Origin of the sequence: Streptococcus oralis SK304, assembly GCF_000287715.1 — a bacterium.
GTDB classification, from domain to species: domain Bacteria; phylum Bacillota; class Bacilli; order Lactobacillales; family Streptococcaceae; genus Streptococcus; species Streptococcus oralis_Y.
This window is the reverse complement of record NZ_ALJN01000013.1, coordinates 19,768-44,792: the sequence shown is the minus strand read 5'-3', so window position 1 is coordinate 44,792 and position 25,025 is coordinate 19,768. Positions and strand designations below refer to the sequence as shown.

25 protein-coding genes and 1 pseudogene are annotated in these 25,025 nt (G+C 41.3%); 4 read left to right on the top strand and 22 right to left on the bottom strand.

The genetic code is table 11. The features are described 5' to 3' along the window. Positions 1-60: 60 nt before the first annotated feature. From HMPREF1125_RS06715 to HMPREF1125_RS06655, 13 genes and pseudogenes are all read right to left on the bottom strand, one after another. Positions 61-915 (bottom strand): MetQ/NlpA family ABC transporter substrate-binding protein, encoded by an 855-nt coding sequence (locus HMPREF1125_RS06715; protein WP_000694536.1) that lies wholly within the window; start codon positions 913-915, stop codon positions 61-63. Between the two features lie 154 nt (positions 916-1,069). Then, entirely contained in the window at positions 1,070-1,900 is an 831-nt protein-coding gene (locus HMPREF1125_RS06710) for an amino acid ABC transporter substrate-binding protein (protein ID WP_000724946.1), read from the bottom strand. Between the two features lie 102 nt (positions 1,901-2,002). Further along, a complete protein-coding gene (locus HMPREF1125_RS06705) occupies positions 2,003-2,326 on the bottom strand; it encodes an AzlD domain-containing protein (protein WP_000253944.1) in 324 nt (107 codons plus the stop codon). Continuing rightward, positions 2,316-3,011: an AzlC family ABC transporter permease gene (locus tag HMPREF1125_RS06700; RefSeq protein ID WP_000660694.1), complete on the bottom strand. Its 696-nt coding sequence runs from the start codon at positions 3,009-3,011 to the stop codon at positions 2,316-2,318. Before HMPREF1125_RS06700 ends, HMPREF1125_RS06705 begins: the two co-directional genes overlap by 11 nt. Before the next feature lie 157 nt (positions 3,012-3,168). After that, positions 3,169-4,395: an MFS transporter gene (locus HMPREF1125_RS06695; protein ID WP_000862375.1), complete on the bottom strand. Its 1,227-nt coding sequence runs from the start codon at positions 4,393-4,395 to the stop codon at positions 3,169-3,171. Between the two features lie 70 nt (positions 4,396-4,465). Continuing rightward, positions 4,466-5,117: pseudogene (locus HMPREF1125_RS06690) on the bottom strand (CPBP family intramembrane glutamic endopeptidase). 11 nt (positions 5,118-5,128) lie between these two features. After that, positions 5,129-5,803: a CPBP family intramembrane glutamic endopeptidase gene (locus tag HMPREF1125_RS06685; protein ID WP_000676512.1), complete on the bottom strand. Its 675-nt coding sequence runs from the start codon at positions 5,801-5,803 to the stop codon at positions 5,129-5,131. A gap of 18 nt (positions 5,804-5,821) precedes the next feature. After that, a complete protein-coding gene (locus HMPREF1125_RS06680; RefSeq protein ID WP_000933482.1) occupies positions 5,822-6,031 on the bottom strand; it encodes a hypothetical protein in 210 nt (69 codons plus the stop codon). A 282-nt stretch (positions 6,032-6,313) separates the two neighbouring features. Then, on the bottom strand, positions 6,314-7,177 hold the full coding sequence (locus HMPREF1125_RS06675; RefSeq protein ID WP_000570756.1) for an XRE/MutR family transcriptional regulator: 864 nt from the start codon (positions 7,175-7,177) through the stop codon (positions 6,314-6,316). A 97-nt stretch (positions 7,178-7,274) separates the two neighbouring features. Beyond that, on the bottom strand, positions 7,275-8,285 hold the full coding sequence (gene tsaD, locus HMPREF1125_RS06670; protein ID WP_000655076.1) for a tRNA (adenosine(37)-N6)-threonylcarbamoyltransferase complex transferase subunit TsaD: 1,011 nt from the start codon (positions 8,283-8,285) through the stop codon (positions 7,275-7,277). Then, positions 8,275-8,712 carry a ribosomal protein S18-alanine N-acetyltransferase gene (gene rimI / locus HMPREF1125_RS06665; RefSeq protein WP_000569815.1) on the bottom strand — a complete coding sequence of 146 codons (438 nt, stop codon included), beginning with the start codon at positions 8,710-8,712 and terminating at the stop codon, positions 8,275-8,277. Before rimI ends, tsaD begins: the two co-directional genes overlap by 11 nt. Then, the gene (tsaB, locus tag HMPREF1125_RS06660; protein ID WP_000865736.1) at positions 8,709-9,392 is read right to left on the bottom strand and encodes a tRNA (adenosine(37)-N6)-threonylcarbamoyltransferase complex dimerization subunit type 1 TsaB; all 684 of its coding nucleotides are present in this window, start codon (positions 9,390-9,392) and stop codon (positions 8,709-8,711) included. Before tsaB ends, rimI begins: the two co-directional genes overlap by 4 nt. 332 nt (positions 9,393-9,724) lie before the next feature. Beyond that, positions 9,725-9,940, bottom strand: a complete 216-nt coding sequence (locus HMPREF1125_RS06655; RefSeq protein ID WP_000492030.1) for a hypothetical protein — start codon at positions 9,938-9,940, stop codon at positions 9,725-9,727. Between the two features lie 289 nt (positions 9,941-10,229). Here HMPREF1125_RS06655 and HMPREF1125_RS06650 point away from each other — a divergent pair, with 289 nt between their 5' ends. Both HMPREF1125_RS06650 and rnjA read left to right on the top strand, forming a co-directional pair. Further along, positions 10,230-10,463, top strand: a complete 234-nt coding sequence (locus tag HMPREF1125_RS06650) for a DNA-dependent RNA polymerase subunit epsilon (protein WP_000639588.1) — start codon at positions 10,230-10,232, stop codon at positions 10,461-10,463. A 1-nt stretch (position 10,464) separates the two neighbouring features. Further along, positions 10,465-12,144 (top strand): ribonuclease J1, encoded by a 1,680-nt coding sequence (gene rnjA / locus HMPREF1125_RS06645; protein ID WP_000331964.1) that lies wholly within the window; start codon positions 10,465-10,467, stop codon positions 12,142-12,144. 36 nt (positions 12,145-12,180) lie between these two features. On the opposite strand, the gene mnmG is transcribed toward rnjA, so the two are convergent. From mnmG to HMPREF1125_RS06605, 8 genes are all read right to left on the bottom strand, one after another. After that, positions 12,181-14,094: a tRNA uridine-5-carboxymethylaminomethyl(34) synthesis enzyme MnmG gene (gene mnmG, locus HMPREF1125_RS06640; RefSeq protein ID WP_000221894.1), complete on the bottom strand. Its 1,914-nt coding sequence runs from the start codon at positions 14,092-14,094 to the stop codon at positions 12,181-12,183. A gap of 8 nt (positions 14,095-14,102) precedes the next feature. Next, on the bottom strand, positions 14,103-14,558 hold the full coding sequence (locus tag HMPREF1125_RS06635; RefSeq protein ID WP_000193651.1) for an NUDIX hydrolase: 456 nt from the start codon (positions 14,556-14,558) through the stop codon (positions 14,103-14,105). A gap of 140 nt (positions 14,559-14,698) precedes the next feature. After that, positions 14,699-15,820: a tRNA 2-thiouridine(34) synthase MnmA gene (gene mnmA, locus HMPREF1125_RS06630; RefSeq protein ID WP_001282943.1), complete on the bottom strand. Its 1,122-nt coding sequence runs from the start codon at positions 15,818-15,820 to the stop codon at positions 14,699-14,701. Between the two features lie 161 nt (positions 15,821-15,981). After that, positions 15,982-17,373: an argininosuccinate lyase gene (argH, locus tag HMPREF1125_RS06625; RefSeq protein ID WP_001125695.1), complete on the bottom strand. Its 1,392-nt coding sequence runs from the start codon at positions 17,371-17,373 to the stop codon at positions 15,982-15,984. Positions 17,374-17,400: 27 nt separating this feature from the next. Further along, positions 17,401-18,597, bottom strand: coding sequence for an argininosuccinate synthase (locus HMPREF1125_RS06620; protein WP_000031913.1), 1,197 nt, complete (start codon positions 18,595-18,597; stop codon positions 17,401-17,403). A gap of 15 nt (positions 18,598-18,612) precedes the next feature. Beyond that, positions 18,613-19,419 carry an ABC transporter substrate-binding protein gene (locus HMPREF1125_RS06615; protein WP_001045253.1) on the bottom strand — a complete coding sequence of 269 codons (807 nt, stop codon included), beginning with the start codon at positions 19,417-19,419 and terminating at the stop codon, positions 18,613-18,615. Positions 19,420-19,646: 227 nt separating this feature from the next. Next, positions 19,647-20,276 carry an ABC transporter ATP-binding protein gene (locus HMPREF1125_RS06610; RefSeq protein ID WP_000615314.1) on the bottom strand — a complete coding sequence of 210 codons (630 nt, stop codon included), beginning with the start codon at positions 20,274-20,276 and terminating at the stop codon, positions 19,647-19,649. Then, positions 20,273-22,381: a bacteriocin-associated integral membrane family protein gene (locus tag HMPREF1125_RS06605; RefSeq protein ID WP_000724255.1), complete on the bottom strand. Its 2,109-nt coding sequence runs from the start codon at positions 22,379-22,381 to the stop codon at positions 20,273-20,275. Before HMPREF1125_RS06605 ends, HMPREF1125_RS06610 begins: the two co-directional genes overlap by 4 nt. 184 nt (positions 22,382-22,565) lie before the next feature. On the opposite strand from HMPREF1125_RS06605, the gene HMPREF1125_RS06600 reads away from it, so the two are divergent. Continuing rightward, positions 22,566-23,429, top strand: a complete 864-nt coding sequence (locus HMPREF1125_RS06600) for a helix-turn-helix domain-containing protein (RefSeq protein ID WP_001268191.1) — start codon at positions 22,566-22,568, stop codon at positions 23,427-23,429. A 51-nt stretch (positions 23,430-23,480) separates the two neighbouring features. Here the strand turns inward: HMPREF1125_RS06600 and HMPREF1125_RS06595 are convergent, their stop codons facing one another. Beyond that, positions 23,481-24,104, bottom strand: coding sequence for a LysM peptidoglycan-binding domain-containing protein (locus HMPREF1125_RS06595; protein ID WP_000060312.1), 624 nt, complete (start codon positions 24,102-24,104; stop codon positions 23,481-23,483). 241 nt (positions 24,105-24,345) lie between these two features. On the opposite strand from HMPREF1125_RS06595, the gene sdaAB reads away from it, so the two are divergent. Further along, on the top strand, positions 24,346-25,017 hold the full coding sequence (gene sdaAB / locus HMPREF1125_RS06590; protein WP_000555865.1) for an L-serine ammonia-lyase, iron-sulfur-dependent subunit beta: 672 nt from the start codon (positions 24,346-24,348) through the stop codon (positions 25,015-25,017). Positions 25,018-25,025 lie beyond the last annotated feature (8 nt).

The window sequence follows — 25,025 nt, the reverse complement described above, 5'->3', positions numbered from 1 at the left end:
AACCAACAATCTAGACAAAAGCAAGAGGTGGAATTTTCTCTCCCACCTCCCTGTTTCTTATTACCAAACTGGTTGGTCCAAACCGTCTGATGTTTCTTCGATAACTTTTTTCACTTCATCAGTGTGGTAAGCCGCGATCACTTTCTTGATAGCATCAGCCTTAGGCGATGATTCCCAATCTTTTTTCGCAACGATGATGTTGTACCATTGTTTTGAATTTTCATCAGCCTGTTCTTTGAAGAGTGCTTTCTTGTAGTCCAATTTTGCTTCTGTAACGAAGGTATTGTTTACAACAGCAGCATCAACTGATGACAATGAACGAGCTGTTTGGCTAGCGTCCAATTCAGTAATTTTCAAGTTCTTTGGATTTTCTGTGATGTTCGCAACTGTTGCAAGTGCAGTTCCAGAAACATCCAATTTGATCAAGCCAGCTGATTGAAGCAAGTAAAGCGCACGGCTTTCGTTTGTTGCATCGTTTGGTACGGCAATTTCACCGTTATCTGGGATTTCTTCCACTTTGGTGTACTTGTTTTCTTCTCCATTTTTACCTGAGTAAAGGCGGATTGGTGAGATGTACGTATCTGCAATCGCTACAAGATCTTTCCCGTTTTCTTTGTTCCAGTTGTTCAAGAAGTTGTAGTGTTGGAAAGCGTTCAAGTCAACTTCACCGTCAGCAGTTGCCTTGTTTGGTTGTGAGTAGTCTGTGAACTCTGTGAATTCCAATTTAATGCCATCTTTTTCAACCAATTCTTGGACTTTGTCCCAACGCGCTTCTTCAGAACCGCTACGGTTAACTGTTGCAATTTTGACAACTGTTTCGTTGTCTGCTTTCTTTTCTGAATTTCCGCAAGCTGCAAGAGTCAAACCTGCGACTGTAGCAAGAGCTGCTACACCGAGCCATTTTTTAATTTTCATGATTCTATCTCCTTTAAAAATAATACCGTAATAGTATCTCATACTTTATTTGATTTAGCAAATTGTTATTAGATAGGCAGACATATAGTTTGAAACTATATACCTAAAAATTGAGAAATCATCCGCCTTTCTCAGACTGGATGATTTCATACGACTATTTAATATCAGCTTCTGCTGGAAGATAAGTGTCTCCGAAGAATTGTTTTGACAATTTTTCAAGCGTTCCGTCTTTGTAAAGTTCTTGGATACGTTTGTCTACAAATGTTTTCAACTCATCTTGACCTTTAGCAAGAAGTGGGTAAACGTAAGGTTGTTGGTCGCTTGGAAGTTCAATAACTTTCAGGTTGTCCAAACCTTGGTTTTTGATAACTGTCTCTACACCGATTTTATCAAAAATCTTGTAGTCAAACTGACCATCGCTCAAGCGAGACATGATTTGTTGGAAATCAGCCTTGGTGTAGTTAAGAACCGTTGGATTGTCAGCGTGTTGTTTGTTGTAATCTTCTAGCTGTTTAGCTGATGTTGTCCCTTGAACAACTTCTGTTGATTTTCCACCGATATCATCAAGCGATTTAATGCTAGAATCATCTTTCTTCACTACAAGGACGTTAGGATTTTTAGCAGTTGGAGCTGCATAAAGGTACTTTTCAGCACGTTCTTTGGTATAGCTGATATTGTTCACAGCCATTTGGTAGCGATCGCTATCAAGGCCTGCAAAGACACCTGACCACTCTGTCTTTTCAAACTTGACATCGTATTTGTCAGAGTCTTTAAAGATAGCACGGACTACTTCAATCTCATAACCAGTTAACTCACCATTTTCTTCGTAGTTGAATGGTTTTGGTGAAGCATTGGTTGCAACGATAATTTCTTTCTTACCAGCTGCTTCTCCTTCTTTCTTAGCTCCACCTGAGCAAGCTGCTAATACACCTGCGGCAACAAGTCCCAGAGCAGCAAGAGATGAATATTTAACGATTTTTTTCATGTCATTTCCTCCAAAATAGAATACTTTACTATCTTAACAGAAAATATTTTTTTTCGCCATTATATGATTTCTATCTCGGTGATAGGTTTTTCTTATGGCTGACTAAAAGACCAGACGCAAGACTGCAATCAAGACCACCCCAAAAAGAACTGTCCCCACTAGATTGCGGTAGCGAAAGGCTATCCAAGCCGTTGGAAAGACTGCTAAAAAGTCCAGCCATTTGATCTGAGGAAGGCTCCCAACCTTGCCAGTCACTACGCTTGAAAGAATCAAGGCAAAGATAATGGAAACAGGCAAGAACTTCAAAAAACGCTCAACGATAGCTGGCAAACCCTTGTACTTGACCAAGATGAAAGGAATCATACGGGGAACCCAAGTCACTAGGCCTGAAAAGATAACGGCTAACAAAAGATATTTACTGACCATCTAAGACCACCCCCATGGTACAACCTAGCAAGGTCGCAAACAAAACAGCTAGCGACTGAGACACCACTGTCAAGAGCAAAAAGAAGGACAGCGCAACAACGGCTAGGATCCGCAGCAGATTCCGTACAGGAACCCGTCTTTGCATAATCTGAAATTGCGAGGTAAAAATCCCGATAAACATCCCAACAAGGGCAAAGTCCAAGCCAAAGACTTCAGGATTTGGAAGAAGGCCACCTAAAGCTGTCCCCGCAACTGTCCCAACAAACCAGGCTACATAACTATTGAGATTGTTCCCGTGCATCCACATGGGATGGACTTTATCTGTATGGGCTAATTCTCCCATCAAAACCCCATAGGTCTCATCTGTCAGGAGACTGGACATGCCGATATTTTGCCAGAGACTAGTATGACGGAAATAGGTCGACGCATGCAAGCTCAGCAAAAAGAGGCGCAAGTTGATCAAAAAGACCGTCACAGCAATAGCTGCGACAGGTGCTTGTACCGCAATCAGTGCCAACATGGCAAACTGGGCGCTCCCAGCATAAACAAAGAGGCTCATCAAACCCATCTCAACAGGTGTCACATAGGGCGCACCGATAATACCACAAGCCAGGCCAATACTAACATAGCCAAGGGCAGTCGGCATGGCAGCCTGAACACCTTCCCAAAATCTTTTTTCTTTCATCTTTTCCTCTTATTTTCTTCGTTTGAGACTGTTCAAGGTCACAGTCACAGCACGGACTATTATAACATATTCAAAGAAGAGAAAAAAGTTTGCTGATTTTGACCGTCATAAAAAGACTGGCAATCCAGTCTCAAACACATATTATGCAAATTCTCCGCTAAATACTCTCACGAATATTCAAGAGCATGACAAATGCGGTTAGGAGTAATAGCAATAGAATAAAGCTGACCGCTAGGGTCCCAAAACTTGTAGCAATCGTTACGAAAACAATTGTGAATAGACTTGGTAAAACAACCGTAATAGCACCAATAGAGGATTGAACCGCTCCCATTGACTCCTCAGGTATTTGTTTAAAGACGAGTTCTTGCAATCTAGGAGAGAGTATCCCTGCGACGAAGGCATCCAAGGAGCTGAAAAGCAGAATCAAGCCAAAATGAACTGTGGCAAATCCTACTAGAAGAAGTAACTGGATAACGACCGAAGCGTATAGAGCTGTTTTTATAGAAATCGTATTTTTCAAATAGCCACTTACAAGACTTCCGACAATAAGTGCTGACAATTCTAGTGTTGATAACAAAGCGAGTGATTGACCAGTTTGTAAATCCAAAAACGGTTGGTTTCTTAAAAAAAGAGTCGAAATAGGAACAGTGACATTGATCACAGCTTGGCTGATAGAGACGATAAATAAAATGAAGATCACTCTATCCAAATTCCAGATCAATTTTGATGATTGGAACAAATGCTGGCAAAACGATTTTATAGAAAGACCTTCTTGATAGTTAATTGTTTTTTCAACTTTCAAAAGATCATTTTTTATGAAGAGAATACCTACAAATGCTATCAGAAACGTCAGAGCGTTTAGCAAGGAAATGAACTGAATGGAAAGAATTCCTAGTAAAACCCCTCCTAGAATATTACTGATTGTCCGAACTAAACTAACTGTTGATTGTTTAAAGCCAATAGCTTCTGTCAGATGTTCTTTCCCAATGATTCTTATAAAAATAGGAGTTAGCATGGCTCCTGAAAAGTAACTCAATGTATCCGACAAGAGATTCATTAAACAAATAAAGAATACAAGCCATAAGGAAAAGGACCGCCCTGAAAGCGAAAGTGCCACTATAGCATAGAGTACAAATTTGACAAGACTAATAACCGTATACTTTAGAACACGATGGTGTTGAAAGTCAGCCAAAACTCCCATAAAGATTTGCAGGACTTGAGGAACAGTCTCTGAAATCGTGATGAGTAAAATCGCCAAGGGAGCAAACGAAGCATCTGCCACATAATTCAAAAAAGCAAGATAAAAAATCGTATCCCCAACCGTTGAAATCCACTGGTTGATGGTTAATTGCCTAAAATCTCTATTTTGAATAAATACTTTCATCGCAACTCCTTTTTGAATTCAAATGGGAACTTTTCCCCAAGGATAGACCGATATTATTGAGCACCCAAAATTACAGCAACGGTAAAATTTGACCAATGCCATTGTAAACTATATGCAGTCCAATAGGCCAATAAATGGACTTTGTCATTCTAAACAAGACTGCAAATATGAGACCACCACCTATATATGAGAAAAAGTCTGTCAAAACCCAACCATGATTACTAATGTGCAAGATTCCAAACAAAGCAGCCGAACCAAGCACATCCAGACCCCATTTCTTTCCTTTTTCCAGAGCTGTCATCACCAATCCACGATAAATCATCTCTTCAAAAATGAGACCTGCAATCACAGGATAGAAAAAATACATCAAAAATGCCGTAGCTCCTGTAAAAGTAGGAACATCCAGTTGATAAGCAATTTCATTTTTTGTGGGTGGGAAAAGAAAAAAGGTGACGAAATTCCAAATAACAAAAGCAAGAAGAGCTAGAAAGGAATAAAAAAGATAGGAACCTCTAAATTTTCTGCCATTTCCCCGACCAAATCATAGCAATAAGAGCAAATAAAACCACAAGAAAATTCAACATCATATCCGACAGATAATAGGCAAAGTCAGATAGACCAGTAACAAGGTCGCTGCGTAAAACTAGACCACTGAACTTCTGGTCAGCAATAACTAGTAGAAAAGCTATAAAAAGGTAGTAGCGTGAGATTATCTTTTTCATATTTCATCTTTCTAATATCCAAACACCAATAAGCTCACGATAATTAAAAAGGTATTCCACAAGATGTGGAGTGCCATTGACCAATAAATTGAACGTGTATAACGAAAGAGCATGCAGAGTAGCAGACCTGCTCCTGCATAAATGATGAAGTCTGTTATCACCCATCCATATTGCAAAACATGGATAAGACTGAATAGAGTTGAGGAAACAATTATATCAACATAGCGCTTTTTAAATTTAGATAAGGCTGTCATCAGAAGTCCACGGAAAACTAACTCCTCAACTATCGGAGCAATAAGACTGCCGTAGAAAATACGTGTCACAAAATAACTAATTCCCGTCAAATTGGCTACGGTTTCTTTTATAGCACTCCCATTTTGCGTGCTGGGAAAGATCCGAGTCGTTATATTTACCCACAAAAACATCAATATAAAGGAAAGAAAGAAGATACCCAGATAGGACCAACGAAACTGGAATCGACCGTACTCTTTCCAACGTTGACTCTTAACAAGAACCACAGTAGCAGCAATTCCTTCAATTACTATCAATAAAATTTGAATCCCATAAAATCCAAAATCTGATAATTGATCCATAAACTCTAATCTCACTACTAAATTAAAAATCAAGTAATAGGACACAAGCACCAAAATGGTCCCTAGATAAAATTTCGTTTCTTTCCCTTTCATAGTTGATCCTTTTAAGTTTTATTTACGTCTTCTTTCAGCCAAACCTGCCCAGAGTCCTTTCATCCAATCAAAAGCTCCGTAAGGGCTTGGTCCAATACCTCCGCCTCCCCAAATCGGTAAAGCAATTCCACCACCATTGCCTGGGTTAACCACAAGGTTTCCTCCGTAAACTGCCTCTAACTCCACTTCTGTTAGTTCCATTGTTTCTGCAAATTGTAAATTCAACATCATTTACACTCCTTCAATTATGTTATTTGTAAACCACTTCTGCGACCTAGGATTTGCTTCAAATGTCTTACAAGGACAGTATAACACGAAAATTGGCTTATTTTAGAAAATCGCATATTTGATATTTTTTCTCATGGAAATTTCACATTTGCGATTTTGATTGATTTGATTATTTCACTGATATAATATAGTTACCATTATGTAGGAGGACATGAAATGAAGAAACAAATCATAGCATTATTGACAATCGTTGCTGATATTATTATCATTTCCCATCTTTAGCTAATCGATAAGTTCTTTATATTGCTGTAAGCGTAGTTCAAAAAGGGCTGTTAATTGTGGATTTTCTAATATTTGCAGAGATTGGATAAAGTGTTCAATCTCTTTTTGATTGCTCCTCTTAGTTTGAAGGAAAATGCTCATCTTCTTTAAAAACTGCCACAATAATTTCTCAAAAACATCGTATGGTCGGAGCATGCTCTCCAACTCGGCTTCAAAGATTGGGATATAGGAAAAAAGTTTGCGTTCCATGAGCTCTGAGATAATATTTAACAGCCCTTGTTTCATATACAGTCTATTGTGTGCCAATTCTTTAAATTCCTTTGATTTTTCAAGTAAAGAGGTTGATAAAAAGATTAGGTCCTGATTACTCAAGAAGGGCATGGTGTTACAAAATATATAGAGTTCAAACCAGGTCCAAGACTCGATAGCATAAAGGTAGGTGGTCAAAAACTCACGATCCTCCTCTTCGAGTAGATAGCTTTTATCCAAGGAATGGATAGCATTTTTAATCACAATAGCATTTAAACGACGATAAGTCTGTGCCATCTGTTCCTGCTCAACTTCCTCTAATAGTTGCTCTAAGCCAGCTATATCTTGATGGGCAAAACGATCTACAACTTTTCGTCCAAATCGCATGTGTGGGGATTCTTGATAGTTGTTGAGCTTGTGTCCAAATTCATCGAAGGTCACATTTATCCCTTGGATAGCTAGGATCAGCTTATCCGCAGACAGCATAGACTGTCCCAGTTCAAACTTGGATAGCTGGGATGCTGTCAGTCCATCACAAGCAATATCTGACTGCTTGAGTTTTCGCGCCAGACGCAGTTCCTTGTAAAATTCTCCCAATTCCTGTTTTTCAATCATGACCAAACTCCCCTTTACTATTTTATTCGTAAAATCTTTTACTTTTTTTACATATTATAAAATATTTTAGCAAAAAAGCCAGCTCAAAGCTGACTCTTTATTCCATAGTATCAAAGGCGAGGCTTGGTTTGGCGTTGAGGTCCAAGTCTGCAAAGTTTTCTTTGTTCCACTCGCTAACGCTGGCATAGGCAATCATACCTGCATTGTCTCCGCAAAGACGCAGAGGTGGAATGATAACCTTGACGTCAGTGATTTCAGCTGCTAGGCGTTCTCTGAGGCCTTTATTAGCTGCCACGCCACCTGCCACAACTAGAGTTTTAACAGGATATTTCTCCAAAGCCTTCTTGGTTTTTGCCATAAGAATATCCATGACTGCCGCTTGGAAAGAAGCTGACAGGTCTTCCTTGGACAAGCTTTCTCCCTTTTGCTCGGCATTGTGATGAAGATTGATAAAGGCAGACTTCAAACCTGAAAATGAAAACTCCAGATTGTCTTCTTTAATCATAGCACGTGGGAAGTCATAAACATCCTGCCCCTGATGGGCCAGATCGTCAATCTCACGACCTGCTGGATAGGTCAAGCCCATGACGCGGCCAACCTTATCATAGGCCTCGCCAACGGCATCATCCCGCGTTTCTCCAACAATCTTATAGTCCCCAGCCTCAGAAACATAGACCAACTCCGTGTGCCCACCGCTGACCAAGAGGGCTAGCAAGGGAAATTCCAAAGGCTCCACGCTCTGAGCTGCCATGAGGTGGCCAGCCATGTGATTCACAGGGATAAGCGGCAGGCCATGCGCCCAAGCAAAGGCCTTGGCAGCTGACAAACCAACTAACAGCGCTCCAACCAATCCAGGTCCATAAGTAACGGCAACGGCTGTCACATCTTCTTCTGTAATTCCTGCTTCTGCTAGAGCCTCCTCGATGCAGGCTGTAATGACCTCGACATGGTGACGGCTAGCTACTTCTGGCACTACGCCTCCAAAACGTTTGTGGCTCTCAATTTGACTCGCAATGACATTGGACAAGAGCTGGTCGTCGTTTTTTAAGACAGCGACACTGGTTTCATCACAGGATGTCTCAAATGCTAAAATATATCTATCCTTCATCTATTTCTCTCTTCATGATAATGGCGTCCTCAACTGGATCGTGGTAGTAGACCTTTCGCTCAGCGATGACCGCCATCTTTTCTTTCTTGTAAAATGCTTGCGCTCGTTGGTTTGACTTTCTGACTTCAAGGAAAATCTCCTTATCTGTCGGCAATTGAGCAAACAAGGCTGACGCAATTTCCTGACCCTGATAGACTTTTTTGACAGCGATTTGTAGGACTTCTGCTTCAAAAAGATTCTCCTGAACGGCTAGAAATCCAATCACTTCTACCCCATCATAAGCCAGAGCATACCAAGTCTGATCTTGGGATAGGTCTGCTTGGATTTGTTCCAGCGTCCAAGGACTGACTGGGTAAACATCTACCATAACAGCATAGATAGCTTGAGCCAAGTCAGCTTGCTGTTGGATTCGTTTGATTTCTATCATAGGCGTTTAATGTAGGACTCGCCAGACTCGGTGTGATTCTTGAGCCAGTTTTCCTCAGCCTCAACACGTTTGAGGTAATTTGGCACAAAGTCGTGCAAGGAGTCTGCTTCCTTGTCCCATGCCCAAAGAGCAAGATTGGCTGCATTTGGCAAGGTTTCTTGGTAGCTAGCTTGTGGTAGCTGTTCTTGGATCTGCTCCACAAAAGGGCCAACTTCTCCGACAAAGGTCACCTGCTCAGTATCCGTGACTTTTTCTAGCACTTCCGCAAAGGACAGGTGCGCTTCTGGCAAGACAGGCTGAGCATTTTCATAAAATCCCGCATAAACATTGTTGCGACGCGCATCCATCAGGGGAACAAGTAAGCCTTCTTGTTGGCGTGGCACCAGAGCCAATAGGCTAGACATACCAACCAACTCAATGTTCAGGGTGTGAGCCAAGGTCTTGGCAGTTGCTACTGCAATTCGCAAACCTGTGTAGCTACCTGGTCCCTCTGCCACCACGATGCGATCCAAGTTCTTGGGTGTCCAATCCAAACTTGCCATCAAAAAATCGATGACAGGCATGAGGGTAATACTGTGATTTTTCTTGATATTGATTATAGTCTCGGCAAGAACCTGCTTATCCTCTAAAATAGCGAGAGACAGAGTCTTGCTAGACGTATCAAAAGCTAATACTTTCATAACACATTCCTATCTTTTTGTCTGTTTACTATTATACTACAAAAGCTGACGCATGGGAATTTTCTTTGTTTTGAAACAAAAGAGACCTGACACTTAGAGAAGCAATTCTACACAAAAAATTCAAAAAAATTGTAGCTTTTTTGAATAGAAAAGTGAACAAGGAAATTGAAAGGTTCTTCATAGGAAGTTTAGATAAGTCATATATGCTTTAACTTGATTTTCGATACGAAAGAACATCATCATAACAATAAAGATAGCACCTAAAAATAGAAAAAGTCCATCCCATCTAAAGACGAGGTGGACTTTCTGTATATCTAGATAAAAAGTTGACTTTAGGCATTTAAACCAAAGTAGAAAACAAGCCAGACAACATAGGTTACAAGGAGGAGAAAAATTGAATAGAGAGTCACAAAAGCAAGCTTCCAAAGGAATTTTGTTTTGCGGTGTTCCAGATGCACAAACAAGGCATTCCCCCCATAGACACAGGCTACAAAGACTATAAACACCAAGAGGCGAACCCCTACTGCAAATTCAAACAAACTAAACATTCTTAATCCTCCTTGTTTTAAAAGCTATAGGGAATATTCCCATCCATAAACTCCCTTTCTCTTTCCATTATAACACCTAAGCGCTCTCCAACCAAATTCTATCTATCTTTTTGCTCCCTCTTCCCCTCCCGACTTTCTCATTTTCCGTCTTTTACTAATTTTTCATTTTGTGGTATAATTGAAATAATTGTAACGAATCAAGGTCAATCTAGACACAAAATGGAATGAAATTAAGCAAATCTCTGCTAAAAGTTTGGAATAAGCTGACCTGTAAATAGAAAGGAACTATATGATTTACAAAGTTTTTTATCAAGAAACAAAAGAACGTAGCCCACGTCGTGAAACAACACGCTCACTTTACCTAGACATCGATGCCAGCTCAGAACTTGAGGGCCGTATCGCTGCTCGCCAACTTGTCGAAGAAAACCGCCCAGAGTACAACATCGAGTATATCGAACTCTTGTCTGACAAATTGCTAGATTACGAAAAAGAAACTGGCGTCTTCGAAATCACGGAGTTCTAATATGGCCTATACTCTTAAACCTGAAGAAGTCGGCGTTTTTGCCATCGGTGGTCTGGGAGAAATCGGGAAAAACACATACGGAATTGAATACCAAGACGAGATTATCATCGTCGATGCTGGGATTAAATTTCCAGAAGATGACTTGCTTGGTATCGACTATGTCATTCCTGATTATTCTTACATCGTAGACAATATTGACCGCGTCAAGGCTGTTTTGATCACACACGGACACGAGGACCACATTGGTGGGATTCCTTTCCTTCTCAAGCAAGCAAATGTCCCTATCTACGCTGGACCGCTTGCCCTGGCTTTGATCCGTGGAAAACTCGAAGAACACGGTCTCTTGCGCAACGCCAAACTTTACGAAATCAACCACAACACTGAGTTAACCTTTAAAAATCTCAAGGCAACTTTCTTTAGAACCACTCACTCCATTCCAGAGCCTTTAGGGATTGTCATTCATACCCCTCAAGGAAAAATCGTCTGTACGGGTGACTTCAAGTTCGACTTCACGCCAGTTGGAGAACCTGCGGACTTGCACCGTATGGCAGCCCTTGGGGAAGAAGGCGTGCTCTGTCTCCTCTCTGACTCGACAAATGCAGAAGTGCCAACCTTTACCAACTCTGAAAAAGTCGTTGGCCAGTCCATCATGAAGATTATCCAAGGCATCGAAGGACGTATCATCTTTGCATCCTTTGCCTCAAATATCTTCCGTCTCCAGCAAGCAACAGATGCTGCTGTTAAGACTGGACGCAAGATTGCAGTCTTTGGTCGTTCTATGGAAAAGGCCATTGTCAACGGGATCGAGCTTGGCTACATCAAAGCTCCTAAGGGAACCTTTATCGAGCCAAATGAAATCAAAGACTACCCTGCAGGCGAGATTCTCATCCTCTGTACAGGTAGTCAGGGTGAGCCGATGGCAGCCCTCTCTCGTATCGCCAATGGAACCCACCGTCAGGTGCAACTCCAACCCGGCGATACTGTTATCTTCTCTTCTAGCCCAATCCCTGGAAATACCACTAGCGTCAACAAATTGATTAACACTATTTCTGAAGCTGGTGTCGAAGTTATCCACGGTAAAGTGAACAATATCCATACATCTGGACACGGTGGTCAGCAAGAGCAAAAACTCATGCTCCGCTTGATTAAGCCGAAATACTTCATGCCTGTCCACGGTGAATATCGTATGCAGAAAGTCCACGCTGGACTAGCGGTGGATACGGGTGTCGAGAAGGACAATATCTTTATCATGAGCAATGGTGATGTGCTTGCCCTTACTGCTAACTCTGCTCGTATTGCAGGCCATTTCAACGCCCAAGACATCTATGTCGATGGAAATCGTATCGGCGAAATCGGTGCAGCCGTCCTCAAAGACCGTCGTGATCTATCTGAAGACGGTGTCGTTCTAGCAGTCGCAACTGTTGACTTCAAATCGCAGATGATTCTGTCTGGCCCAGACATCCTCAGCCGAGGCTTTGTCTACATGAGAGAGTCTGGCGACTTGATTCGCCAAAGCCAGCGCATCCTCTTCAATGCTATTCGTATCGCACTGAAAAACAAGGACGCCAGCGTCCAATCTGTCAATGGCGCCATTGTCAACGCCATTCGCCCCTTCCTCTATGAAAATACAGAACGTGAACCGATTATCATCCCGATGATTCTCACACCAGATGAAGAATAAATTATAAAACAGCCCCACCTTCGGAGCTGTTTTTCTCTATGCCTTCTTTTCTTGAGTTTTAGAAATACTACGATTTTTACCTTCCAGATACACCATCAAAATAGAAATATCTGCTGGATTTACTCCCGAAATACGGCTGGCTTGGCCGATGGTTTCTGGATTGATGAGTTTGAACTTCTGACGAGCTTCTGTCGCGATAGAATCAATATCATCCCAATCAATATTGGCTGGAATGCGTTTTTCTTCCATGCGCTTCATCTTGGCAACCTGATCCATGGCTTTGGAAATATAACCTTCGTACTTGATTTCTGTTTCAATCAATTCGATAATCTTATCATCCAAATCCTCTGCAGCTGGTCCGATGAAGGCCACCACATCTTGATAAGAAACTTCTGGACGACGAAGGAATTCCTTGGCTGTTACTGCGTCAGTCAATGGCTTGAAGCCCATCTCCTCAACCTTGGCATTGGTTTCCTTGACTGGCTTAAGTTTGATACTGTCGAGACGCAGCATCTCATTGTCAAATTGATTTTTCTTGATTTCAAAACGAGCCCAGCGTTCATCATCCACAAGACCAATCTCGCGTCCCATCTCAGTCAAACGCATATCGGCATTGTCATGACGGAGAATGAGACGATACTCAGCTCGACTGGTCAATAGACGGTAGGGTTCAATCGTTCCCTTGGTCACCAAGTCATCAATCATCACTCCGATATAACCGTCACTGCGCTTCAAAATCAACTCAGGCTTGCCTTGGATTTTCAGAGCCGCATTGATACCAGCGATAATCCCTTGGCCAGCAGCTTCTTCGTAACCTGACGTTCCATTTGTTTGACCAGCAGTGAAAAGACCTGAGATTTTCTTGGTTTCCAGAGTCGCACGCAACTGGTGAGGTAAGACCATGTCGTACTCAATGGCATAACCTGTTCGCATCATCTCTGCATTTTCCAACCCTTTGATAGAATGAACCAACTCACGCTGGACATCCTCAGGCAGACTGGTTGAAAGACCTTGCACATAGACCTCCTCTGTGTTGCGTCCTTCTGGTTCAAGGAAGAGCTGATGGCGTTCCTTGTCTGCAAAGCGCACAATCTTATCCTCAATCGACGGACAGTAACGAGGCCCCACTCCCTTGACCACACCTGTAAACATAGGCGCACGGTGGAGGTTATTTTGGATAATTTCATGACTGGTACCGTTGGTATAGGTCAACCAGCATGGCACCTGATCCTTGACATAGTCTTCATCACGTGACGTGTATGAGAAGTGATTAGGCGCTTCATCTCCTGGCTGAATCTCTGTCACGTCGTAGTTGATAGAAGAGGCCTTGACACGTGGAGGGGTTCCTGTCTTGAAACGACCGATTTCGAGGCCCAGTTCCTTGAGATTGTCAGCAAGGTTAATAGAAGCTAGGCTGTGGTTAGGACCTGACGAATACTTGAGATCCCCGATGATGATTTCTCCACGGAGGGCAGTCCCCGTTGTCACAATTACAGCCTTAGCAGCATACTCTTGATGGGTCGCCGTCCGCACACCAACAACCTTACCATCTTCCACCAAAATCTCATCAATCATGGTTTGACGAAGGGTCAGATTTTCTTGATTCTCAACTGTCTTGCGCATTTCCTTAGAGTAAAGCTCCTTGTCAGCCTGCGCACGAAGGGCGCGAACAGCAGGTCCTTTCCCTGTGTTGAGCATCTTCATCTGGATGTAAGTCTTGTCAATATTCTTGGCCATTTCACCACCGAGGGCATCGACTTCACGCACAACAATCCCCTTGGCAGAGCCACCGATAGAAGGGTTACAAGGCATGAAAGCCAGCATTTCAATGTTGATGGTCGCAAGCAAGACCTTACAGCCCATACGGCTGGCAGCTAAGGAAGCCTCGACCCCAGCGTGCCCCGCACCGATTACAATAATATCGTATTCTTCCGTAAAATTATAAGTCATTTTCTCTCCTATTCCTCAAGATGAATGTGTCTTAGTTGGCCGTCCCAATCCGGCAGGGCTGTTTTTAAAAAAGCTGGAACGAGCTGGATATTCTGGAGCTGATCCAAGTCAATCCACTCACAGGGCTGCCTTTTCTCATCTTCCTGCATGGTCAATGGTGCATCCTCAAGCAAGTCTACCAGATAATGAAACTCGATGTTGTGATAGGAAACACCGTCTTGTTCAAAACGATTTTCAACTACGAAAGCTAGCTGCCCTGCTTGAGATTTGATACCCAGTTCTTCCCTCACTTCACGGCCTACCGCGTCTTCCGTGCTTTCATTGACTTGAATCGCACCGCCGATAGTGTAATACTTGCCCTTATCTTTGGTAACTAGGAGCTTGCGATTTTGAAGAATCAAGGCTGTCGCCCGAACACCAAAGACTGTATTTCCCACTTTTGTCCGAAAGTCTTGTTGAGTCATTTTTATCCTTTCCCTTAAACGACACAAAAACAGTCAAAACTCCAAAGAAGTGCAGGACAAAAAAGCCTGCAACATCCATGAGCTTTGACCATCATTTCTATTGCTTTTATTATTGTAGCAAATTGAGAAAATTTGTCAATCTAAATGTACTGACAAACTTGTCCATCGCGGTAGGCATTGTCAATCAAACCGCCACCTAGACACTCTTCACCATCGTAAAAGACAACTGCCTGTCCTGGTGTGATCGCGCGTTGCGGTTCCGCAAAGATGACTTCTGCCTTGTCTCCTTTGATATGTACAGTCACCTTTGAATCAGGCTGACGGTAGCGGAATTTAGCTGTACATTCTAGTGTAAATTCCTCTGGCATGTCACGAGTAAAATGAACTTGACTGGCCTCTAGACTGGTTGACATGAGCGAATCATGGTAGAATCCTTGTCCGACATAGAGGATGTTCTTGCTCAGGTCTTTTCCAACAACGAACCAAGGAGCATTGTCACCGCCGTGTTGCCCACCGATACCGAGTCCGCCACGCTGACCAATCGTATAATACATAAGTCCTGCATGCTCGCCCATATCGCGTCCATCCACAGTCATCATGCGACCAGGCTGAGCTGGCAGGTAGTTGCTGAGAAAGTTTTTAAAGTTCTTTTCTCCGATAAAGCAAATCCCTGTCGAGTCTTTCTTCTTGGCAGTCGCAAGTCCAGCTTCTTCTGCTAGTCTGCGAACTTCAGGCTTTTCCAAATGCCCCAGTGGGAACATGGTTTTTTGGAGTTGTTCCTGCGAAAGTTGACTGAGGAAATAGGTCTGGTCCTTGCCATTGTCCACGCCACGAAGCATGTGAACGATGCCATCCTCATCACGCGCTACTCGGGCATAGTGCCCAGTCGCTACATAGTCTGCGCCTAAGGTCATAGCATAGTCCAAAAAGGCCTTGAACTTGATTTCCTTGTTACACATAACGTCTGGATTTGGCGTGCGCCCTGCACGGTATTCCGCTAGGAAATACTCAAAAACGCGATCCCAGTACTCTTTTTCAAAATTGACAGAGTAGTAGGGAATGCCGATCTGGTCTGCCACCGCAGCCACATCCTTGTAATCTTCGGTCGCCGTACAGACGCCGTTTTCATCTGTGTCATCCCAGTTCTTCATGAAGATACCGATCACATCGTAGCCCTGCTCCTTGAGCAAGAGAGCCGTCACCGACGAATCAACACCACCACTCATCCCCACGACAACACGTGTTTTAGAGTTATCACTCATGGTAAGTCTCCCATCTATTCGTTTATTCACGATTGAAGGTCGTGTGTGCTTTAACGATTGAAGGTCGCTTGAGCAGTATTCATTATAACACGCTTGGTTGGAGAAGACAAGAAAGAGACTGATAAATCATCTCAACCTCTCTTTCTTACTTTGCAAACGAATCAATTTTCCCCTTTAAGTTCTTTCTTCGCTTGTTCTATCTGGTATTTCACTTGCTCAAAGCCGGTCCCTCCTAAGGAATTCCGTCTCTGAACAGCGGTTTCTGGACGCAAGTAGATATAAATATCCTCTTCAATCAAGGGATGGTAGACTTGCAACTCCTTCAAATCCCAATCTTGGATATTTTTACTATGCTTGATAGAGTCTAGAACCAATTTTCCTACAATTTCATGCGCTTCTCTAAAGGGGAGGCCTTTTTCAGCCAAATAATCTGCCAGTTCGGTCGCATTCGAAAAATCATTCTCTGTAGATTGCTGCATTTTGGCCTTATTAACCTGCATGCTCGATAGCATACCTGCCAACACATCCAGAGAATTCAAAATCGTGTCTACTGTATCAAACATGCCTTCCTTGTCTTCTTGCAAATCCTTATTATAGGCCAGAGGCAAAGACTTCATGACGGTCAATAGTCCAAGCAAGTGCCCGTAAACCCGTCCTGTCTTCCCTCGAATCAATTCGGCCATATCAGGATTTTTCTTCTGGGGCATGATAGATGAACCCGTTGAGAAGCTATCAGACAAGCTAATATACTGATACTCAAAACTGCACCAATTGATGACCTCCTCACAAAAACGACTCATATGCATCATCAACATGCTGGCATTTGACAGAAATTCTAAGATAAAATCACGGTCACTCACTGCGTCCAAGGAATTGGTATAGGGTTGTTGGAAACCCAGTAAATCACTCGATAATTGACGATTGATTGGAAATGTTGTCCCCGCCAAGGCTGCCGCACCCAGGGGAGATAGGTCCGTATGTTTCAGGTTAAATGCGAATCGCTCGCTGTCCCTTTGAAACATATTGTAATAAGCCATGAGATGGTGGGCAAAACTAATCGGTTGGGCGTGCTGTAAATGGGTATAGCCTGGCATGATGGTTTCCACATGTTTTTCAGCCAAATCCAGCAAAACACTGTTCAGATTCGCCAACTTATCCAAGACATGGCCAAGTTTCTCCTTTAGATATAAGTGCATATCCGTTGCGACTTGGTCATTCCGAGAACGAGCTGTGTGTAGTTTCCCAGCCAGAGGACCGATTTTCTCTGTCAGCAACACTTCCATATTCATATGAATATCTTCATTTGCAATATCAAAATGAAGCTCTCCTGCCTCTAAATCTCGCAATAAAGCTTGCAGACCATCTTGGATCTGCTCTGCCTCTTCCAAGCTTAAAATGCCAGTCTGTCCTAGCATTTGAACATGAGCTAAGGAACCCATCAAATCAAATTTTGCCAGCTGGTGGTCAAAGGAAATACTCGCACCGAACTGTTCTACCCACTCTTCCACAGTGCCTTCAAATCGACCACCCCATAATTTTGTATTTTTCGGCATATCCTGTCGTCCCTTTCTATCGCGTCACTACTCAACATTTTTCTGAACTTCTGAATAAACCTTAGTCGGAAGCCCCCAAAGCTTGATAAATCCAACAGCCGCATCTTGGTCAAAAGTATCCGCACTAGTATAAGTCGCCAAATTTTCATCGTAAAGAGAATTTGGAGATTTCCGAGCCACTACCTGGGCATTCCCCTTATAGAGTTTAACTTTTGCAGTTCCATTGACAATTTTCTGTGTCTCCTTGATATAGGCAATCAAAGCCTGAGTTGCTGGGCTAAACCACAAGGCATTATAGATGAGATTGGACAACTCATTTTCGATAATGGGTTTGAAATGAGCCACTTCTCTCACAAGAGTCAAGTCCTCAATCTCCTTATGAGCTGCCAATAAAGTCACAGCACCTGGGCACTCATAAATCTCTCTTGACTTAATACCGACTAGGCGATTTTCCACGTGGTCAATACGTCCAACCCCATGTTTTCCAGCTATTTCATTGAGTTTTTGAATCAAATCTGCCAATTTTAACACTTCTCCATTGAGGGAAACTGGAACACCTTCACTAAACTCAATATCAATGTATTCTGGACTGTCTGGCGCCTCTTCTGGTGAAGACGTAATTCCAAATGCTTCTTCTGGTGCTTGGTTCCAAGGGTTTTCCAAAACACCACATTCATTTGCACGCCCCCAAAGATTTTGATCGACAGAGTAAGGATTGTCAAGGTCAGCTGGAACTGGAACGCCGTTTTCTTTGGCATATTGGATTTCTTCTTCACGAGACCATTTCCACTCACGAACAGGCGCCACTACTTTTATATTGGGATCCAAAGCTGCAATAGAGACTTCAAACCGAACTTGGTCGTTCCCCTTACCTGTACAACCATGAGCAATTGTGGTTGCTCCCGTCTGATGAGCTATTCCAACGAGTTTTTTTGAAATAAGAGGGCGACTCAGAGCAGATACCAAGGGATACTTTTGTTCATAGTAGGCATGTGCCTGAAGAGCCACTAATACATAATCATTAGCAAATTCTTCCTTAACATCAATGACATAAGACTCTACAGCCCCAACCTTGAGAGCTTTATCGTGGATGAACTCCAAATCTTTTCCTTCACCCACATCCATACAAACAGCGATTACATCATAGTCTTTTTTTAACCATGTAATAGCAACTGATGTATCCAATCCACCTGAATAAGCTAAAATAACTTTCTCCTTACTCATTTCTCTTCCTTCTTTCTATTTTTCGATAGAGGCTTTAAAAGCATCGTCAATCAATTTGTCCAATTCCCCAGAATCCTTCAACTTCTGGATAGTTTTGTCAACCGCCTCTTTTAATTCTTTACTGTCTTTTTTCATCGCAACAGCGTAGGAATCTTCTTTGTCATTGTCAAAATCAAACTCAGCGATGGCTAGGTCTGAATTATTCTCTACAAATCCTTTCGCCACTGGTTCCTCAAAGATAACCGCATCTAGTTGCCCTGATTTCAAATCTGTTATCAAATTTCCATTTTTAGGAAGTGAAACGAGAGAAGCATTCTGCAAGGTTTCTTTGGCCAGAGTTTCCTGGATAGAACCTTTCTGCGCTCCAACCTTTTTCTGAGCCAAATCCTTCACTGATTGGTAATTCGTTAATTCAGATTTTCTTACGATAACCTTATTTTTCGAAGTGTAGTAGGGAATTGAAAAATCGTAAACTTGACTTCTCTCCTCCGTTTTAGAAACACCTGATATGGCAAGATCGGCCTTGCCTGAATCAAGACTAGCCAGTACATTGTCAAAACTCATTGGAGAGAACTCCACTTCTACACCTAGTTCCTTTGCGATGGCTTTGGCGAGCTCAACATCTGAACCTACAATCTGATTTTTCCCATCGACCAATTTCTGGTATTCAAATGGAGCAAACTCTGGATTTAGGGCCACCACCAATTTTCCTTTAGCCTTAATGGCTTCAACACCTTGGGATTGAGTGTTACTACAAGCAAATAATAAGGGAAACATAAGCAAACCAAACATCGTCATCAACACCTTCTTCACTTTATTCATAGAAAAGCCTCCTTTTATTTTTATACTTTATTATTGTATAAATAATACCCCTCTCGTTCTCGTTTGTCAAGAAAAAACCGTATTTTATTTCATTTTAATTAAGAAAAAGCTTATTATATGATATATTTTTACATATAATAAGCTTATTTATACTATTTGAATTTTAAAAATACAATTGCCCAATTACAGGTAAGATGAAGAGATCAATGAACTCGCCACATTCTCTTTCACAATTCAATGACTCGATGGCATTGTTGAGCTACATAGGTATCGTGAGTAACGATAATAACCGTTTTCCCTTCCTTGTTCATATCTAAGAGAAAGTTCAAAACCAAATCTCGATTTTCAGGATCTAGAGAACCGGTTGGTTCATCTGCTAAGAGGAGCTGACTCGGTTTTAAAATGGCTCTAGCAACTGCGATTCGCTGCTGTTCCCCTCCAGATAACTCTGAAACCTTTTGATGTAGAGTTGATGGCAACCCCACTCTCTCTAAAATTTCTTCTATCTTTTTGACTTTGTCCTTCTTGGATAATTTTACATACTTTAGAGCGAGCATGAGATTATACTCTACCGTTTCATTATCAATCAGAGCAAAGTTTTGAAACAGATAGGAGATATGTTCGCGGATAATCGCTTGCGACTTAACAGAATTGACAGGTACATTTTGCTGACCGAAAATTTCATAATGTCCACTGTAATCGCCATCTATCAAACCCAAGAGATTTAACAAGGTTGACTTGCCACTGCCACTTTTTCCAACAATGGCAACTAAATCTCCTTGGTTAATTTTTAGAGATAAGTTCTCCAAAATAACTTTTTTCCCAATGGTTTTCGTAACATTTTCCAACTGTATCATAAGTGATCCCCTTTCAATAACTGCACTACATTTCTTTTTTCCATCTTAGAACCCAGGAAAAGCACAAACAGGATATCTAAGCCTGTAAATCCTGCAAAAAGTAGGAGCGGGAAAAGTGCCTGTGTAAAGAATAGCAAAACCATAAAAGGAAGGCTATAAACAGCTAATAGAAGACCCAGCAAGGAGCGATACCGATCTATCAATTTCCAGCCCATAAACTTCTTGGTGATAATATCTGTTCGCTTCAATAAGAAAGTTGTTACTAATAAGAAGTAGGAGATCATCATACTAAGAAGACCAACCAAAGCAAAGAGTATGTTGAAATTCCGAACAGCATCTCGATAAGAATCTACTTTCTCTTGTTGAATGGCTTGAATAGATGAAAATTTTAAATAATTCCCATCTGACAATTTCTCAACTAACGCTGTCACCTCTTTTTGATGTTGAGCTGTATTTTCGATTTTAATGGGATTATTTAAACCTGTTGTTGACAGGGAAGCTTTTTCATCCCACATCATATCAGAATCATTGACCAAGCTAATAATTGGATTGTAGAGATTTTCCTTTCGCTTCTCGTTATAGGGGAAGAATGACCAATCACCTTCATAGTAAGCAATCTCGATATCCATCTCCTCTATCGTTCGTTTTTGTTGCTCTTCATACTTCATAGAAAGATAGGCAATTAATTTCCCCAAGAGCTGATTTTTATCTTCTTCACCTTTCGTACTTGCTGGCATCAAAATAACTTTTTTAGTGCCGGTATCGGGTAACTTGAATCCCTTGCTCTTTAGAAAATTGCGATTAGCATAGTAAACATCCACCGTATCTGTTAACTGATATTGCTGAGTCTGGTCTGATTTGACAAAATTTTTTACAGAAAGACTGCTACTTTGCACATAGCCCGCCTGCGTTTTTTCTACCAAATCCAGATAAAATCGATAGAAATAATCCACTGCTTGCCCTGAGCCTGCCAACTGCTCTTGCCACAGGTTATCATTGAGTTGGAAAGATTCCAAGGTCAGATAATTTCCTTGACTGATCCACTGTTTCTGGTAATCCAACTCTTTGTTTTCTTGCTCCAAACTTTTTCCTACCCCAACTAGCAAGACTGTCAGCAAAATGGTAGTTCCAATTTTCATCAAATAATTAAAGAGTAGACCAAATTTGAAAGATGAAAAACTTTTCAGCAGAGAGCTGATTGTCATTTTTTGGATTAAGAGGTAAGTCAACCAACTGATAAAGAGATACAGTTGCAAAAGCAAAAAATGCGACAACCATAACATAGGAAAAAAATCTTTTGGCTTATAATCAAGCAAGAAACACACTCCTAGATTGATCACAAGCCCCCCAGCTAGGAGGAGGTAGAGATTGCCTTTCACAACATCAGCTAAAACAGCCCTATCTTGAAAACCAAGTAATTTTTGTACCCCAACTCTTTTCATCTCCATCATTGGCTGATACACTGTTACTAAGACAAGAAGCAAAATAGCCAAGACAAAAATAATAGCAGATAAGAGCAAATCTCGATTTATGACTTCCACTGCACTTTTGTAGGTCGGCTCTAGCAAGGTAGCCTGGTCTATCTTGAAAAAATCGCTCCATTTCTGTACAATCCTATCCTTGTCCATCTCTTGTGTAGAAGTTATCGTATAGCGACCATTTAAACTACGAGATGTATCCTTGATATAGGTTTGAAAAGTCATAAGCTGAATAGGCTTGGCTTTTAGAAAGGTCGGAATCGTACCAAGTTTATTGGAAATTTCTTTATTACTGTAGACTCCTTCACCATCTGTGGTAAAATCAAGAGAAGAAATCCCAAACTCTTGGTAGGGGAAGGTATCTTTATCAAAAACACCAGACTTGACCACTTCATCACCACTGTCTGTTTTGATGATGGAGACTTTGTACTCCTTTGATACATCCTCAAAAAATCGAAGAACAGATGCTGCAGGTTCGTTAATATCTTTCAAATACAAATCCAAAGAATCTACAGTCTTTCCCATTTCCTGAATCCGAACCACTTCTCGTGTGTAGTTTACATTAAAGACAAAAAAAGTAGTACACAGAAGCAGGAGTAACATACAGAAATTACTGATTTTTTTCATAAAGATACCTCCTTAGTACTTTATCTTCTTGATTATAAAATACAATATACCTTGTCGTAGAATTTGTTAACCTTTTTCACAGATTTATTTTAGATTTCTTTTTTACTTTTTATACTACTATGATACAATATTTTTAATCAATTTCTATTTTTTGTTAACTTTTTTCACAAATAAGGAGGAAATCATGCGCTACGATTTTGGAAATGTTTATAAAGAAATCCGTGAGTCAAAAGGTTTAACCCAAGAGGAGGTCTGTGGGGGTGTCCTCTCAAGAACCAGCCTATCAAAAATCGAAAGCGGGAAAACAACTCCTAAATATGAAAATATGGAGTTTCTTCTTCGGCAAGTCAATATGAATTTTGAAGAGTTTGAATATATCTGTCAACTTTATCAACCAAGTCAACGCACAGAAATTATGCAAACCTATCTCAATATGAGCTCAATCCTAGGGACTAGTGAACTCGAAAAACTATTTCAAAAATGTCAAGACTACCTCAAAACTCACCACGACCTCCCCATCAAAGAGATACGAGATATGCTAGAAATTGTTATCTATATCCGCCAAAATGGAACTAAAAAACTGTCAATCGAAGTTAACAATACTGTAAAGAAGCTATGGAAGAAGATAGAAAAGCAGGACACTTGGTACGAGAATGACTTAAAAATCCTTAATACCATTCTCTTTACCTTTCCTATAGAGCATATCCATCTCATCACTGGAAAAATCTTGCAACGCTTAGAAGTCTATAAAAACTATCAACATTTATATGACTTCCGAATGGCAATTCTACTCAACCTCTCCACCATTTACTTATACAATCAAGATAAAAACATGTGTCAACAAATCTGCTACACTTTACTGGAGGACGCCAAGAACAAGAAAAGCTACGATAGACTTGCTATCTGCTATGTTCGTATTGGGATTTGTACAGATGATTCTAAACTTATCCAAAAAGGGTTCTCCCTTCTGGAGCTAACCGATGAAACCTCCATGCTGTCTCATCTCAAAAAAGAAGTGGAGATCTATTATCAACCGAAGGAAATATAAAAAAGTCGAGGAAATTCCTCGACTTTTACATATTTTTCTGTTAGCTAGTTCTTAATACCAACCGTTGTTAAGCCAGAAGTTCTTGGCAGCTGTCCATGAGCCGTAGCGTCCTGCAACGTAGGCATCTGCTACACGTTCTTGGTTTTCAGCTGAGTAGTCACCGTTCAAGTATGAATCTGTCAATTGGTAACGTCCGATGTATTGGCCATTTGTAGCTGTGTAACTACCACCTGATTCTTTTTGAGCGATCCATTCTTTGGCTTCTGCTTCAGAACCACTTACAGTTGAAGCTGCTGCAGTGTTGCTTTCTGCTACTGGAGCTGCAGGTGCAGCTGGTGCTTCATAAGTTGTTGTTGCTGCTGGAGCTTCTTCAACTGTTTCTGTAGCTACTGGAGCTGTTTCTTCCGTTGTTGCTGCTGGAGCTGCAGTAGAAGCTGTCCCTTCGATGACCAAAACTTGGTCAACATAGATAAGGTGGATATCTTTGATATTGTTTTTTGCTGCTAATTTTTCAGCAGTCGTGTTGTACTTCTCAGCGATTTCTGAAAGAGTATCACCTGATTTAACAGTGTAGGTTACAGTTTCTTGCGCAGATGCAAGAGCTGGGGCAAAGAAAGCAAGCAAGGCTGCTACTCCTGCGATAGTTGTTTTGATTTTTTTAGTTGTTAATGACATATCTAAAAATTCTCCTTCCATTGAATATATCTATGATACCTTTTAAATGTTACCATTGTTTAACGGTTATATGTAGAAATATTACAAAAATGTTTTATATTTACCGTTTTAAGGAGGTTTTTGTCACAAAAGACCTTATTTTATACTATCTTTAATCATTTTGAGCTTTTGATAAGGGAAATAAGCGCAGAGGTCCATTCTTTGATATAATAGATATAAGAATCTTTGTAAGGGGAAACAGATGCACTCACTTCGTTTTCAATCTGTCTTTGATATTATCGGACCAGTCATGATTGGCCCATCAAGTAGCCATACTGCTGGTGCTGTTCGTATCGGGAAAATCGTCTCTTCTATCTTCGATGATATGCCGACAGAAGTCGAATTCCAATTATTTAATTCATTTGCTAAGACCTACCGTGGTCATGGAACGGATCTTGCTCTCGTCGCTGGTATTTTAGGTATGGATACGGATGACCCCAACATTCCAAATAGTCTCGAGATTGCCCATAAGCGTGGTATCAAGATTGTCTGGACCATTCAGAAAGACAGCAACGCTCCTCACCCAAACACCACCAAAATCACTGTAAAGAATGACCATAAGTCCATTAGCGTGACAGGTATTTCTATCGGTGGGGGAAATATCCAAGTTACGGAGCTTAACGGCTTTGCTGTCTCTCTCAACATGAACACACCGACCATCATCATCGTGCATCAGGATGTTCCAGGTATGATTGCCCATGTTACTGAAGCCCTCTCTCGTTTCGATATCAACATCGCTCAGATGAATGTGACTCGAGAAAAAGCTGGAGAAAAAGCCATCATGATTATCGAAGTCGATAGTCGAAGTTGCGAAGAGGCGATTGAAGAAATTCGAAAAATCCCTCATCTCCACAATGTCAATTTCTTTAAGTAGGAGGAAAC

What these genes read in the sequence shown, in the direction of transcription:
- mnmG (WP_000221894.1), bottom strand. Translation starts at nt 14,094, where the DNA reads ATGACTTATAATTTTACGGAAGAATACGATATTATTGTAATCGGTGCG.
- HMPREF1125_RS06710 (WP_000724946.1), bottom strand. Translation starts at nt 1,900, where the DNA reads ATGAAAAAAATCGTTAAATATTCATCTCTTGCTGCTCTGGGACTTGTT.
- HMPREF1125_RS06680 (WP_000933482.1), bottom strand. Translation starts at nt 6,031, where the DNA reads ATGTTGAATTTACAATTTGCAGAAACAATGGAACTAACAGAAGTGGAG.
- HMPREF1125_RS06615 (WP_001045253.1), bottom strand. Translation starts at nt 19,419, where the DNA reads ATGAATAAAGTGAAGAAGGTGTTGATGACGATGTTTGGTTTGCTTATG.
- HMPREF1125_RS06620 (WP_000031913.1), bottom strand. Translation starts at nt 18,597, where the DNA reads ATGAGTAAGGAGAAAGTTATTTTAGCTTATTCAGGTGGATTGGATACA.
- sdaAB (WP_000555865.1), top strand. Translation starts at nt 24,346, where the DNA reads ATGCACTCACTTCGTTTTCAATCTGTCTTTGATATTATCGGACCAGTC.
- HMPREF1125_RS06605 (WP_000724255.1), bottom strand. Translation starts at nt 22,381, where the DNA reads ATGAAAAAAATCAGTAATTTCTGTATGTTACTCCTGCTTCTGTGTACT.
- rnjA (WP_000331964.1), top strand. Translation starts at nt 10,465, where the DNA reads ATGGCCTATACTCTTAAACCTGAAGAAGTCGGCGTTTTTGCCATCGGT.
- HMPREF1125_RS06705 (WP_000253944.1), bottom strand. Translation starts at nt 2,326, where the DNA reads ATGGTCAGTAAATATCTTTTGTTAGCCGTTATCTTTTCAGGCCTAGTG.
- mnmA (WP_001282943.1), bottom strand. Translation starts at nt 15,820, where the DNA reads ATGAGTGATAACTCTAAAACACGTGTTGTCGTGGGGATGAGTGGTGGT.
- HMPREF1125_RS06650 (WP_000639588.1), top strand. Translation starts at nt 10,230, where the DNA reads ATGATTTACAAAGTTTTTTATCAAGAAACAAAAGAACGTAGCCCACGT.
- HMPREF1125_RS06715 (WP_000694536.1), bottom strand. Translation starts at nt 915, where the DNA reads ATGAAAATTAAAAAATGGCTCGGTGTAGCAGCTCTTGCTACAGTCGCA.
- HMPREF1125_RS06695 (WP_000862375.1), bottom strand. Translation starts at nt 4,395, where the DNA reads ATGAAAGTATTTATTCAAAATAGAGATTTTAGGCAATTAACCATCAAC.
- tsaB (WP_000865736.1), bottom strand. Translation starts at nt 9,392, where the DNA reads ATGAAAGTATTAGCTTTTGATACGTCTAGCAAGACTCTGTCTCTCGCT.
- HMPREF1125_RS06595 (WP_000060312.1), bottom strand. Translation starts at nt 24,104, where the DNA reads ATGTCATTAACAACTAAAAAAATCAAAACAACTATCGCAGGAGTAGCA.
- HMPREF1125_RS06610 (WP_000615314.1), bottom strand. Translation starts at nt 20,276, where the DNA reads ATGATACAGTTGGAAAATGTTACGAAAACCATTGGGAAAAAAGTTATT.
- HMPREF1125_RS06675 (WP_000570756.1), bottom strand. Translation starts at nt 7,177, where the DNA reads ATGATTGAAAAACAGGAATTGGGAGAATTTTACAAGGAACTGCGTCTG.
- tsaD (WP_000655076.1), bottom strand. Translation starts at nt 8,285, where the DNA reads ATGAAGGATAGATATATTTTAGCATTTGAGACATCCTGTGATGAAACC.
- HMPREF1125_RS06685 (WP_000676512.1), bottom strand. Translation starts at nt 5,803, where the DNA reads ATGAAAGGGAAAGAAACGAAATTTTATCTAGGGACCATTTTGGTGCTT.
- HMPREF1125_RS06655 (WP_000492030.1), bottom strand. Translation starts at nt 9,940, where the DNA reads ATGTTTAGTTTGTTTGAATTTGCAGTAGGGGTTCGCCTCTTGGTGTTT.
- HMPREF1125_RS06635 (WP_000193651.1), bottom strand. Translation starts at nt 14,558, where the DNA reads ATGACTCAACAAGACTTTCGGACAAAAGTGGGAAATACAGTCTTTGGT.
- rimI (WP_000569815.1), bottom strand. Translation starts at nt 8,712, where the DNA reads ATGATAGAAATCAAACGAATCCAACAGCAAGCTGACTTGGCTCAAGCT.
- argH (WP_001125695.1), bottom strand. Translation starts at nt 17,373, where the DNA reads ATGCCGAAAAATACAAAATTATGGGGTGGTCGATTTGAAGGCACTGTG.
- HMPREF1125_RS06600 (WP_001268191.1), top strand. Translation starts at nt 22,566, where the DNA reads ATGCGCTACGATTTTGGAAATGTTTATAAAGAAATCCGTGAGTCAAAA.
- HMPREF1125_RS06700 (WP_000660694.1), bottom strand. Translation starts at nt 3,011, where the DNA reads ATGAAAGAAAAAAGATTTTGGGAAGGTGTTCAGGCTGCCATGCCGACT.